This is a genomic window from Burkholderia anthina (assembly GCF_001547525.1).
Classification (GTDB): domain Bacteria; phylum Pseudomonadota; class Gammaproteobacteria; order Burkholderiales; family Burkholderiaceae; genus Burkholderia; species Burkholderia semiarida.
Genome location: NZ_CM003768.1, coordinates 343,970 through 356,901, shown reverse-complemented (window position 1 = coordinate 356,901; position 12,932 = coordinate 343,970). Strand labels below are relative to the sequence as shown.

Sequence of the window (12,932 nt, the reverse complement as noted above, 5' to 3'; positions counted from 1 at the left end):
GCCGCATTGTACCGGGGTTCGCCCGGTTCGTTACCCCCGCTTCAGCCTGCCGCCCCACGTAAAATGTGCCAACTCCTTGGAATGAACTGCGCCGCGCCGACGGACGTCACATTCTCCTTCACAGGTTTCGCGGCCCGGGGCGGGCTCACCGATCACCATGCCGACGGCTGGGGCATCGCGTTCTTCGAGGACAAGGCCTGTCGCCTCTTCATCGATCACCAGGCATCGGCCACGTCGCCGATCGCCGAAATGGTGAAACGCTACCCGATCAAATCCAAGAACACGATCGCGCACATCCGCAAGGCGACGCAAGGGCACATCCTGCTCGAGAACAGCCATCCGTTCATGCGCGAGCTGTGGGGCCGGCACTGGATCTTCGCGCATAACGGCGACCTGCAGGACTACGCGCCGGACATGGACGGCAGCGTCTACCATCCGGTCGGCACGACCGACAGCGAACAGGCGTTCTGCGTGCTGATGCAGGGGTTGCGCGAGGCCTTTCCCGGCGCGCAGCCGCCGCTGCCCGAGCTGTTCGAGCGGGTCGGCGAACTGACGCGCGGCATCACCGATCACGGCGTGTTCAACTTCCTGATGTCGAACGGCCAGGCGCTCTTCGCGCACTGCTCGACGCGGCTGCACTACCTCGTGCGGCGCTGGCCGTTCTCGACCGCGCATCTCGTCGACGAAGACCTGTCGATCGATTTCGCGAAATACACGACGCCCGAGGATCGCGTCGCGGTGATCGCGACGCAGCCGCTCACCGACAACGAGGTCTGGACCGCGTTCGAGCCGGGCGAGCTGATCATGTTCCAGTGCGGCGACGTCGCCGCGCGGATGCGGATTCCGGTGCCCGAGCGCGTGCTCGAGAAGCTGCGCAACCCGTCGCTCGACGCGTCGGCATCGGCGCCGCGCACGGCGGTTCGCGAAGCGCTCGCCACCGCGGCCGACGGCGACGCCGACGACGCGATCGATTTCTGAAACCCGGCGCGGTACCGGCCGCGCCTGCTTTCTGCTCATTTCCTGCCTGCTGCGCGGACTTCATGCCGCGCAACCGGCCACGCCCGCCATCGGCGCAAATCGCCCGCTCCAGCCAATACGGTTTCACTTCGGCCGCCGACCGGCGCCAATCGCCCGATGCCGCACGACATTCGCTTGATTTTATTAATTGACGAGCGAAAATAAAATAGCAGAAGGAATCAAATAAATAACCATCAATTAAAAACAGGATCCCGGACCGGCATTTTAACGTATCGTCCCGGCGGGAACCGTGCGCTATCCCACCTACTCCGGCAACCGCTCCGGATTTTCACGCACCGGCCCAACCGCCGCCCCCACCACGGCTTTCGGTTCGATTAACCACACAAATCAAAAATACCACGCATTACGGTTCGCATCATTACAGTTTCCGGCTTATCGATAATCGACGGCCACTCGAATCAGTAGACTCCGCCCATCCTCGGTGTCAACGAAACACGATTGGCGCGACACGCAGCCATAGCCGCCGCACGCCCCCTTCGAATCATTTCTCCACCGCGGAATGCGAATTCGCCGAATGGCGGCGAATGCCACGTCAAAAAGAAGAAAGAGGGGTATGTCGTGAATCACTCATTTCGATCGATATGGAGCGAAGCCGCCGGCTGCTGGGTCGCGGTGGCGGAAACGACTCGCGCGCGCGGCAAGCGCTCGGGCGGCGAATCGGGCACGGGCCGTCGCGCGGCGGCACTCGGCGCGTTGCTGACCGCGCTGTCGGTCGGCGCCGCGCATGCATCGACGTGCGGCGGCGGTACGGCCATCGCGAACGGCGGCGCCTGCGCGCTCGACAGTTTCAGCCCGACCGTCAACGACAACCTGGCCGGCTCCGCCACCGTGTCCGGCGGCGATACCGTCGGCGTGTCGGGCGCATGGAGCGCCGCCGCGGGCGACCCGGGCTACGCGCTCACGCCGATCGGGAGCACGACCCTCGTGTCGGGCAACCCGAACCAGCCGCTGCTGTCGCTCGGCGGCAAGACGCACAGCGTCAGCACACCCGACTCGATCACCCGCACCCACACGTCGGTCGCGACCTACGATTCGTCCGCGTTCTCCCCGTCGACGGCCGGCGCGACCGAGGTGCCCGTCTACCACGACGTGAACGGCGATCAGTATGTGAACACGCGCATCGGCACCGTCGCCGCCACCGGCGGTACGCTCAACGTGTCGATCGGCAATGCGGCGAATGCCCCCGATGCGCCGGGCAACGCGATCTCGATGGCCGCGAAGGCGACCGACCTTACCGTCGCGGACGGCACGGGTGCCGCGGCAAGCACCGTGAACTGGAATTCGCGCAACCAGATCCGGTTCACCACCGGCGACTACCTGGCGGACGGCGGCGCGGTCGGCACCCGCCAGCTCGACGTGCCGGCCTACGCGGGCACCTTCACCGCATTCGACGGCAGCACGTGGCGGGTGACCGACGCCGCGTCGCTCGCCGCGTACAACGATTTTCTCGTGCGCTCGGTGCAAAGCGGCGCGCTCGGCTCGCAGGCCGCCTACGACAGCGCGTTCGGCCAGGCCGTCACGTTCTCGCAGCAAGCCTTCCAGTATCGAAACGACGTGTCCGCGGGCGACAAGAACACGCTGCCGATCGATTTCCTGTCGGTGATGCACGGCACGGGCGCGAACGCGACGCTGCAGATCGGCAAGGACGGCCAGATCGACTTTCGCGGCACCAACACGATCGTGTCGAGCTCGGCCGTCCTCGCGGAAAACGGCGCGCACTTCATCAACGACGGCCGCCTGTCGGGCGACTTCACGCTGGTGCGCCTGCTGAGCGGCGCAAGCGGCGTCAACAACGGCGTGATCTCGTCCGGGTACGCGTCCGGCGACGACTTCGACACGAGCGGCAGCGCGCCGCCGAACAACTTCAACTACAACGCGTACACCGAAGGCGCCGGCGTGTTCGCGAACGGCGCGGGCACGTCGTTCGTCAACAACGGCGTGATGAACGTCGGCGCGTGGACGCTGGACGGCAACCGGCCCGACCTGCAGAACTACGCGGTCGCCGTGACGGACGGCGCAACGGCGTCGAACGCCGGCACGATCAATGTCGGCGTCAACGCGACGACGCTCGACAGCCAGGTGATCGGCGGCCTCGTCGCCGGCGGCCGCTTCACGAACGAAGCCGGCGGCACGATCTATCTCGGCCGCGCCGCGCAGTACGCGCCCGGCCAGACGGCAAACGACGTCGCGCTCGCCGCGCACGCGTACGGCATCCTGCTCGGCGCGTCGGGCACCGCGAGCAATCTCGGCACGATCGTGATCGGCACACAGACGCAGAACGGCGCCGCGCTGGCGAGCATCGGCTCGAGCTCCGGCACGCTGACCAACGCGGGCGCGATCGTCGTCAACGGCGCCGCGCCCGGCACGCCGCTCGCCAACGTCGGCATGCTCGCCGTCGACACCGCCGCGACCGTGACCAACACGGGCACGATCACGCTGAATGGCGTGAACGGCATCGGCATCATGGTCGTCGGGACCGGCGCGAACGCGACGGCCGCGACGTCGACCGGCACGATCGACGTCGCCGGCGGCCTCGATCCCGCGTCGGGCACGCGCAACTACGGCGTCTGGGCCGAAGGGCCGCGCGCGAAGGCCACGCTCGACGGAGCGCTGAACCTGACGGGCACCGGCGCGATCGGCGTGCATGCGCGTTCGGGCGCGACGATCGACGTCGGTGCGAACGCCGTGCCGGCCTTCATGTCCGGCACGAACCAGATCGGCTTCTATGCATACGGTGCAGGCTCGAAAATCAACGTCGCCGCGCAGCATCTGGGCGTCGACACCGACGATTCGACGCTGTTCCGCGTCGCGGGCGGCGCGGCCTACACGGGCGCGTCGGCGGCCGGCGCGCTGACGACCGACGTCAACGGCCAGCGGGCGCGCGGCGTACTCGCGACCGACGCCGGCACCACGCTGTCGACCGGCAACGCGGTCTACCACGTCAACGGCGCGAACGGCATCGCGATCGCGGTCGAAGGCGGCGCGAAGGGCACGATCGACGCCGGCGCGACGATCGACCTGAACGCGGCCGGCGCGACCGCGGGCGTGGTGGACGGGCAGGCGCACGACCTCGCCGGCGCGAATGCCGGCGCGCCGGTCGCGACGACGCTCACCAACCACGCCGCCGTCACGGCGTCGACCGCCGGCGTGACCGGTTTCATCGCGCGGAACCTCGGCACGCTCGAGAATCGCAGCACGATATTGCTGACCGGCGCCGGCTCGACGGGCGTCGTGGCCGGCACGCTCGGCACGGTGAACAACGCGTCGACGATCCGCGTCGCCAACGGCACCGGCGCGCTCGTGCAAGGCGCGTCGGCCACGCTCGCCAACGCAGGCTCGATCGAGGCCGACGACGGCGTCGCGGGCGTGCGCCTGACGGGGGCCGGCGCATCGGTCGCGCTGTCGGGCGCCGGCACCGTCGTCGCGAACGGCAGCGCCGACGGCGTGCTGATCGACTCGACCGTCACGGGCGGCGGCATCGCGGCCGGCGCGACGTCGATCGCGGTCGGCGGATCGGGCAGCGCGATCCGCAACCTCGGTGCGAATGCGACGATCGCGCTGTCCGGCACGCAGATCGCGACGACCGGCAACGGCGCCGCCGGCCTCACGTCGACCGGCGCGGGCGCGCGCATCGCGACCGATGCGGCCACGGTCGTCCGCACGACGGGCGCCGATGCGCGCGCCCTGTTCGTGTCGGGCGCCGATTCCACGCTCGCGGCCAACGGGACGACCGTCGCGACGACCGGCGCGAACGCCCATGCGATCGTCATGGACGGCGGCGCGACGACCCTGCTGTCGGGTGCGAAAGTCACCGCGTCGGGCAATGCGGCCGACGCCATCGTCGCGCAAGACGGCGGGCGCATCGCCGATACGGGTTCGTCGCTCGCCAGCGCGGCCGGCAACGGCGCAACGGCGAACAGCGGCGGCGTGCTCGCATTGACCGGCACGGCGCTCACGGGCGCGACGGCCGGCGTGCTGACGTCGGACACGCTCGCGAACGGCGCGACCAGCTCGGTGCTCGTCGACGGCGGCAGCGTGACGTCCGTCACCGGGCCGGCCTTCGCCGCGCGCGGCGGCACGGCCGACATCGCGGTGCGCAACGGCACGGTCGTGACGGCCGGCAACGGCACGCTGCTGAACCTCGCGAACGGCAGCAACGTGACGTTCGACGCATCGGCGGTGAACCTCGCGGGCGACATCGTTTCCGACGCGTCGAGCACCGGCAACGTGTTCCTCGCGAACGGCACGACGCTGACCGGGAAAATCGACCCGGTCGCGCTGACCGTCGACGGCACCAGCACGTGGCGCATGACGGGCAGTTCGGTCCTGAGCCGCCTGAACAACGCGGGCCTCGTCGCATTCGCCGCGCCGACCGGCTCGCCGACGCTGACCGGCAGCTACAAGACGCTGACGACGGGCGGCTACGTCGGCAACGGCGGCACGATCGCGCTGAACACGTATCTCGGCGCCGACGCGTCGCCGACCGACCGTCTGATCGTGAACGGCGGCACGGCGAGCGGCACGACCGGCCTGAAGATCGCCAACACGGCCGGCACCGGCGCGCAGACGACCGGCGACGGGATTCCCGTGGTCGTCACGGCCAACGGCGGCACGACCGCCGCGTCCGCGTTCCATCTCGCCGGCCCGGTACAGGCCGGCGCGTACGAATACCGGCTCTATCGCGGCGGGCAAGGCGATGCGAACGGCTGGTACCTGCGTTCGCAGCTCGACCCGACCGACCCCGGCGGCCCGATCCACCCGTCCGGCGGCGGCGACGGCGGCACCAACGGAAACGGGAATGGCAACGGCGGCGCGCTCGCGTATCGTCCGGGCGTCTCCGGCTACGCGATGACACCGCTGCTGAACGCCGACTACGGCTTTTCGACGCTCGGCAGGCTGCACGAGCGCGTCGGCGACATCTACAACGTCGAGAAGCAGGCGCCGGGCAATCGCGACGGCGTGTGGGGGCGCATCGGCGGCCAAAGCCTCGATGCGAACGCGGGCCGTTTCTCCGCCGACGAGCGCACGTTCTTCGCGCAGTTCGGCAAGGACTGGACCCTCGACCAGGCGCCGGACGGCGCCGGCAGCACGCATGCGGGCGTGACGGCCAGCATCGGCGTGTCGAACGCGAGCTTCAGCGACATGGCGCGCGCCGGCTCGCCCACCCTGTCGACGTCGACGGGCTCGGTCGAGATGCACGCGCAGAGCGTCGGCGGCTACTGGACGCGCTACCTGTCCGACGGCACCTACTTCGACAGCGTCGGCCAGGTCACGCACTACGGCAACCGCTATCGCGACAGCTACGGCAACGAAGCGTCGCAGAACGGCTTCGGCGTCGCGCTGTCGCAGGAAGTCGGCAAACCGTTCGCGATCGGTACGCTGCCGGTCGCGGTCGAGCCGCAGGCGCAGCTCATGGTTCAGTACCTGAAGCTGAACGGGTTCAACGACAACGTGTCGGCCGTATCGGGCACGACGTCGAATGCGCTGCGCGGCCGCGTCGGCGTGCGCATCTTCCGGCCGAACCTCCCGTCGGACGCGGGCGGCGGCGCCGCGACGCCGTACTTCACGGCCGACGTGCTGCACGACTTCCTGTCGCCGGGGCAAACCGTGGTCGGCGGCACGCCGTTCGCGACGCATCTCGGGCGCACCTGGTACGAGCTCGGCGTCGGCGTGACCGCCGGCTTCGGCAAGTCGGGCGAGCTGTACGCGAATGCGAAGATCGCGCGCAACATCGGCGGCGATTACCGGCGCGGCATCGTCGGGCAGGTCGGCTACCGGTACAGCTGGTAACGCCCGGCGGCGGACGAAAAAAAACCGCCCGGCTACGTGCTGGGCGGTTTTCGCATGGGTGCGCGCGAAAACGCGCGAACGCTCAGTGCAGGATCTTCGCGAGGAAGTCCTTCGCGCGTTCCGATTTCGGATTCGAGAAGAAATCGTCCTTGCGGTCGTCCTCGACGATCGCGCCCTTGTCCATGAAGATCACGCGATGCGCGACCTTCTTCGCGAAGCCCATCTCGTGCGTGACGACCATCATCGTCATGCCTTCCTGCGCGAGTTCGACCATCACGTCGAGCACTTCGTTGATCATCTCGGGATCGAGCGCGGACGTCGGCTCGTCGAACAGCATCGCGATCGGGTCCATCGACAGCGCGCGCGCGATCGCGACACGCTGCTGCTGGCCGCCCGACAACTGGCCCGGAAACTTGTGCGCATGCGCCTTCAGGCCGACGCGATCGAGCAGCTTCATGCCCTTCTCCGCCGCTTCGTCCTTGCCGCGGCCGAGCACCTTGATCTGCGCGAGCGTCAGGTTCTCGGTGATCGACAGATGCGGGAACAGCTCGAAATGCTGGAACACCATCCCCACCTTCGAGCGCAGCTTCGACAGGTTCGTCTTCTTGTCGCCGACCGACTGGCCGTTCACGAGGATCTCGCCCTGCTGGAACGGCTCGAGGCCGTTCACGGTCTTGATCAGCGTCGACTTGCCGGAGCCCGACGGGCCGCACACGACGACCACTTCGCCTTTCTTGACCTCGGTCGTGCATTCGGTAAGGACCTGAAACTGGCCGTACCACTTCGAAACGTTCTTGATGGAAATCATCTTGTGACCTTTTTCTGGAGACCCTTGACGAGAGCAGACGCCAACGAGCAAATCACGAAATAGCATGCGCCGGCGAACAGGACCATCTCGACGGTCGTGCCGTCGCGATCGCCGATGTTGGCGGCCGTGCGGAAGAAGTCCGCGAGACTGATCACGTACACGAGCGACGTATCCTGGAACAGGACGATCGCCTGCGTGAGCAGCAGCGGCACCATCGCGCGGAACGCCTGCGGCAGGATCACGAGGCGCATCGCCTGCGCGTAGTTCATGCCGAGCGCGAACGCGGCATTCACCTGCCCGCGCGGCACCGCCTGGATGCCGGCGCGGATGATCTCGGAATAATACGCGGCTTCGAACAACGAGAACGCGACCATCGCCGACGCGAGGCGGATGTCGATCGTCGGCGACAGCCCGAGCACGCCCTGCAGCACCTGCGGCACGATCAGGAAGAACCACAGCAGCACCATCACGAGCGGGATCGAGCGGAACACCGTCACGTACGCTTTCGCGAACCATGCGAGCGGCTTCACGCCGGACAGCCGCAGCAGCGCCAGCAGCGTGCCCCAGACGATCCCGACCACGATCGCGATCAGCGTGATCTTGAACGTGACGATCGCGCCCGACCACAGCGTCGGCAGCGCGCCGGGAATACTACTCCAGTCGAACTGATGCATCACTTGCCTCCGATATAGCCGGGCAGCCGCGTACGGCCTTCGATCCAGCGCATGAACGCCATCACGACGAGGTTGATCAGCACGTACGCGAGCGTGACCGCGATGAACGACTCGTAGGTCTGCGCGGTGTAGTCGACGAGCTGGCGCGCCTGCGCGGACAGATCGAGCAGGCCGATCGTCGACGCGACGGCGGAGTTCTTGAAGATGTTCAGGAATTCCGACGTGAGCGGCGGCACGATGATCCGGTACGCCACGGGCAGCAGCACGTAGCGATACGTCTGCCATTGCGTGAAGCCCATCGCGAGGCCGGCCGCGCGCTGGCCCTTCGGCAGCGCGTTGATGCCCGAGCGCACCTGTTCGCATACGCGGGCACCCGTAAACAGGCCGAGACAGACGATCGACGCGGTAAAGAACTGCGTGCCGGGCGGCAACTGCTTGATCCACGTGCCGATCGACGCGGGCAGCAACTCGGGTATCACGAGATACCAGACGAAGAACTGCACGATCAGCGGGATGTTCCGGAAGATCGACACGTACACGGTGCCGATCGCGGCGAGCCATTTGTTCGGCACGGTGCGCAGCACGCCGAACAGCGATCCGACGATCAGCGCGATGACCCAGGCGACGAGCGACACCTCGATCGTCACCCAGAAGCCGGACAGCAGCCAGCCGAAATAGGTCGTCGGCTCGCCGGTCGACACGGGGCTCAGAAAGATGCCCCAGTTCCAGTGGTAAGACATGGGCAAGACTCCAGCAAAAAGAAACGGAAGAAGCATGGCCTCTTCCGTTTCAGTAGCGTCATTTCTGCGTCAACGGCCGCTTGGTCAGTCGAGCGCCTTGTCGTTCGGGTTCGCGTACAGCTTCTTCATCGAATCGGACAGCGGGAAGTTCAGGTTCAGCCCCTTCGGCGGGATCGGGTTCTCGAACCACTTCGCGTAGATCTTCGCGGCTTCGCCCGACTTCTCGACTTGCGAGATCGCGTCGTCGACGACCTTCTTGAAGTCGGCGTCGCCCTTGCGCATCATGCAGCCGTAAGCCTCTTCCGATTGCGGCGTGCCGACGATCACCCACTCGCCCGGCTGCTTCGCCTTCGCGCGCTCGCCCGCGAGCAGCGCGTCATCCATCATGAACGCGACCGCGCGGCCCGATTCCAGCGTGTTGAAAGAATCGCCGTGATCCTTCGCGCTGATGATGTTCATGCCGAGCTGCTTGTCGTTGTTCATCTTGCGCAGCAGGCGCTCCGACGTCGTGCCGGCCGTCGTCACGACCGTCTTGCCCTTCAGGTCGGCGAAATCCTTGACGCCCGAATCCTTCTTCGTCATCAGGCGCGTGCCGATCACGAAGATCGTGTCGGAGAATGCAGCCTGCTGCTGGCGCTCGAGGTTGTTGGTCGTCGAGCCGCACTCGATGTCGACCGTGCCGTTCTGCACGAGCGGAATGCGGTTCTGCGACGTGACGGGGATGTTCTTCACCTGCAGGTTCGGCAGGTTCAGCTTCTTCTTCACCGCGTCCACGATCTTCATCTGGAATTCGCGCGAATAGCCGACCACCTGCTGGTTCTGATCGTAATAGGAGAACGGAATCGACGATTCGCGGTGGCCCAGCGCGATCACGCCGGTGTCCTTGATCTTCTTCAGCGTGCCCGTCTCCTGAGCATGCGCGCCGCTTGCGAACGCGCAAAGCGCCGCGACCATCAGGACTGCCTTGTGGTATTTCATTTTGGTCATCTCCTTGGCTAAAACCCGCGCCAGTGTATCAAAGTAATATTTTTGAAAGTACTGGTTGTTAACCGCACTACGAATCGCCCTGCGAGAAGCCGTCCTCCCGGCTTCGGGCGCCCCGAATGCGCGCGCGGGCGATGCCGGATTCGGCATCGCCCGCGAGGGTTCATTTCCGCAATCGGGTGGATTGCATCATGAATCGATCATGGTCGTTGATCAGGGACGCCCGGTTAGGGACGCCCGGTTAGGGACACCCGGTCAGGGACGCCCGATCAGGGACGCCCGGTCAGGGGTAGAGGCCGCGCATTTCGCGCGCCATCAGGATGCGCTTGCACGCGACGATGAACGCCGCCGTACGCACCGTCACCTTGTGCTCTTCCGCGACCGCCCACACGCCGGCGAACGCTTCGCGCATCACGCGCTCGAGGCGATGGTTGATCTCGTCTTCCGTCCAGAAGAAGCTCGAGAAATCCTGGACCCACTCGAAGTACGACACCGTCACGCCGCCCGCGTTCGCGATCACGTCGGGGATCACGAGCACGCCGTTCGCGCTCAGGATGTCGTCGGCCGCCGTCGTCGTCGGGCCGTTCGCGCCTTCGACGATGATCTTCGTGCGGATCTTCGCCGCGTTCTTCTCGGTGATCTGGTTCTCCAGCGCCGCCGGGATCAGGATGTCGGTCTCGACCGTCCAGAACTCGTCGTTCGGCATCGGCTCCGCGCCTTCGAAGCCCGCGACGCCGCCCGTGCGGGCGACGTGGTCGAGCAGCTTGTTCGAATCGAGGCCGGCCGGCTGGTAGATCGTGCCCGTGTGATCCTGCACCGCGATCACCTTCGCGCCCGCTTCCTGGAACAGCTTCGCCGCGATGCCGCCGACGTTGCCGAAGCCCTGCACCGCGATGCGCGCGCCTTCGATCTCGAGGCCCTTCTTCTTCGCCGCTTCCGAGCCGACGACGAACACGCCGCGGCCCGTCGCTTCCTTGCGGCCGAGCGAACCGCCGAGCGCGATCGGCTTGCCGGTCACGACGCCGGTCGACGTCTGGCCCTGGTTCATCGAGTACGTGTCCATCATCCACGCCATCACCTGTTCGTTGGTGTTGACGTCCGGCGCCGGAATGTCGGTGTTCGGGCCGATGATGATGCCGATTTCGCTGGTGTAGCGGCGCGTCACGCGCTCGAGCTCACCGCGCGACAGCTTGCGCGGGTCGACGCGGATACCGCCCTTCGCGCCGCCGTACGGCACGTTCACAGCCGCGTTCTTCACCGACATCCATGCCGACAGCGCCATCACTTCCGACAGCGTCACGTCCTGGTGGTAGCGCACGCCGCCCTTGCCCGGGCCGCGCGACACGTTGTGCTGCACGCGATAGCCCTCGAAGTGCGCGACGGTGCCGTTGTCGAGCTCGATGGGGCAGTCGACGACCAGGATGCGCTTCGGACGCTTCAGCGTTTCGAGCCAGCGCGACAGCGAACCGAGGTACGGCGCGACGCGATCGACCTGCTGAAGGTAGTTGCCCCACGGGCCGAGATCGTCGGCGTGCAGGTAGGACGGGATGGACTGCTGTTGCGAAGACATGGAAGCTCCAACGTTCAACGGATTGCGCCCATTGTCGAAAAAGCCGTTTTTTTTATCCAATGCCGTTTGTTTATTCGATTATGCGTTTCTTGCATGATCGCGATTTTCCGCAAATCCGCGGTCGATCTGCGCAAGAACGCCGGCGATCGGCCGTGCATCGCGTTCGGGGAAAACCGGATCGGGCAGGCACGGGCGGGGCTGCGGACGGCCGTCCGACAGGCGCCGCAAGGCCGCCGTCAGCCGGGCCGCCGGGCCGCCGGGCCGCCGGCCGGATTAACCGTCGGCGGTTAACCGTCGGTCAACCGGCGGTGTCGCCGGCAGTCTCGCGCAGTTCGTCGCGCACGACGTCCCACAGCGCGCGCACGAGCTTCTGCCGCGGATCGTCGCCCTGCAGCGCGAGCTTGTCGCAGTACAGCCGGATCTCCATCGTCAGCGTGAACGGATGCGCGCCGCCGCGCGCCGACCGGTCGAGGCGGATCAGCCGGCCGCCCGCGACCGCATCGTCGGCCGCGCTGTGCGGCAGGAACGCGACGCCGTGGCCGGCGAGCGCCATCGCCTTCAGCCCTTCGGCCATGTCGGTTTCGTACACGCGATCGAGAAACAGCCGGGTGGGCGCGTTCGCGATGATGACTTCGGTCATCCGGCCGAGATACGCGTTCGGCGTATACGACAGGTACGGCACGCGCGCGTCGGCCGCGCCCGGCAGCGTATGGCGCGGCCGGCCCGCGCGGCCGGGCGCGGAAAACGGGCTGATCGGCTCACTGCCGAGGACCAGCATGTCGTAGCGGGCCGGGTCGAGCGCGACCGGGTGACTCGGGTGGTGGTAGCCCATCACGAGGTCGCAGCCGCCCTCGACGAGCGACAGCACCGCGTCGTGCACGTTCAGCGCGCGCAGCCGCGTGTGGACCTGGCCCATCTTCGCCTCGATCCGCTCGAGCCAGCGCGGGAAATACGTGAGCGACAGCGTGTGCGGCACCGCGAACTCGATCGTCGGGACCGGCGCGCCGACGTGGCCGCGCAGCAGCGTCCTTGCCTCGTGCGCCTGCGACAGCATCGTCAGCGCCTGCTCGTAGAAGATCTGCCCGGCCTGCGTGAGCCGCGTCGGATACACCGAACGATCGATCAGCTCGGTCGCGAGCCACGCCTCGAGCGCCTGGATGCGCCGCGAAAACGCCGGCTGCGACACGTGCCGCAGCTCGGCGGACCGGCTAAAGCTGCGCGTTTCCGCGAGCGAGACGAAGTCTTCGAGCCATTTCAGTTCCATGCAGGCGGGCGCGGCGGGCGGCGGTCGGGAAGAAGCCTGCATTCTACCGGCGGGCGGGCCCGGC

General features: G+C 67.1%; 9 protein-coding genes. 3 read left to right on the top strand and 6 right to left on the bottom strand.

What is annotated here, in order from left to right; genetic code table 11:
- Positions 1–63 precede the first annotated feature (63 nt).
- Together WS64_RS01685 and WS64_RS01680 are read left to right on the top strand one after the other, a co-directional pair.
- Positions 64–978, top strand: coding sequence for a class II glutamine amidotransferase (locus tag WS64_RS01685; RefSeq protein WP_179231711.1), 915 nt, complete (start codon positions 64–66; stop codon positions 976–978).
- Positions 979–1,596: 618 nt separating this feature from the next.
- The gene (locus WS64_RS01680) at positions 1,597–6,828 is read left to right on the top strand and encodes an autotransporter outer membrane beta-barrel domain-containing protein (protein ID WP_060965575.1); all 5,232 of its coding nucleotides are present in this window, start codon (positions 1,597–1,599) and stop codon (positions 6,826–6,828) included.
- Between the two features lie 82 nt (positions 6,829–6,910).
- On the opposite strand, the gene WS64_RS01675 is transcribed toward WS64_RS01680, so the two are convergent.
- The 5 genes from WS64_RS01675 to WS64_RS01655 all read right to left on the bottom strand — a co-directional run bounded on the left by WS64_RS01675 (position 6,911) and on the right by WS64_RS01655 (position 11,604).
- Positions 6,911–7,636, bottom strand: coding sequence for an amino acid ABC transporter ATP-binding protein (locus WS64_RS01675; RefSeq protein WP_059581077.1), 726 nt, complete (start codon positions 7,634–7,636; stop codon positions 6,911–6,913).
- The gene (gene gltK, locus WS64_RS01670) at positions 7,633–8,310 is read right to left on the bottom strand and encodes a glutamate/aspartate ABC transporter permease GltK (RefSeq protein ID WP_059581074.1); all 678 of its coding nucleotides are present in this window, start codon (positions 8,308–8,310) and stop codon (positions 7,633–7,635) included. The genes WS64_RS01675 and gltK overlap by 4 nt, the downstream gene beginning before the upstream one ends.
- Complete coding sequence (locus tag WS64_RS01665) at positions 8,310–9,050, bottom strand: amino acid ABC transporter permease (RefSeq protein ID WP_059581071.1); 741 nt, start codon at positions 9,048–9,050, stop codon at positions 8,310–8,312. The genes gltK and WS64_RS01665 overlap by 1 nt, the downstream gene beginning before the upstream one ends.
- A gap of 84 nt (positions 9,051–9,134) precedes the next feature.
- Complete coding sequence (locus WS64_RS01660; RefSeq protein WP_059581206.1) at positions 9,135–10,028, bottom strand: glutamate/aspartate ABC transporter substrate-binding protein; 894 nt, start codon at positions 10,026–10,028, stop codon at positions 9,135–9,137.
- 289 nt (positions 10,029–10,317) lie between these two features.
- On the bottom strand, positions 10,318–11,604 hold the full coding sequence (locus WS64_RS01655) for a Glu/Leu/Phe/Val family dehydrogenase (RefSeq protein ID WP_059581070.1): 1,287 nt from the start codon (positions 11,602–11,604) through the stop codon (positions 10,318–10,320).
- Positions 11,605–11,697: 93 nt separating this feature from the next.
- Between WS64_RS01655 and WS64_RS01650 the strand changes: the two genes are divergently transcribed.
- A complete protein-coding gene (locus WS64_RS01650; protein WP_060965574.1) occupies positions 11,698–11,895 on the top strand; it encodes a hypothetical protein in 198 nt (65 codons plus the stop codon).
- A gap of 7 nt (positions 11,896–11,902) precedes the next feature.
- On the opposite strand, the gene WS64_RS01645 is transcribed toward WS64_RS01650, so the two are convergent.
- The gene (locus tag WS64_RS01645) at positions 11,903–12,868 is read right to left on the bottom strand and encodes a LysR substrate-binding domain-containing protein (RefSeq protein ID WP_059581067.1); all 966 of its coding nucleotides are present in this window, start codon (positions 12,866–12,868) and stop codon (positions 11,903–11,905) included.
- Positions 12,869–12,932 lie beyond the last annotated feature (64 nt).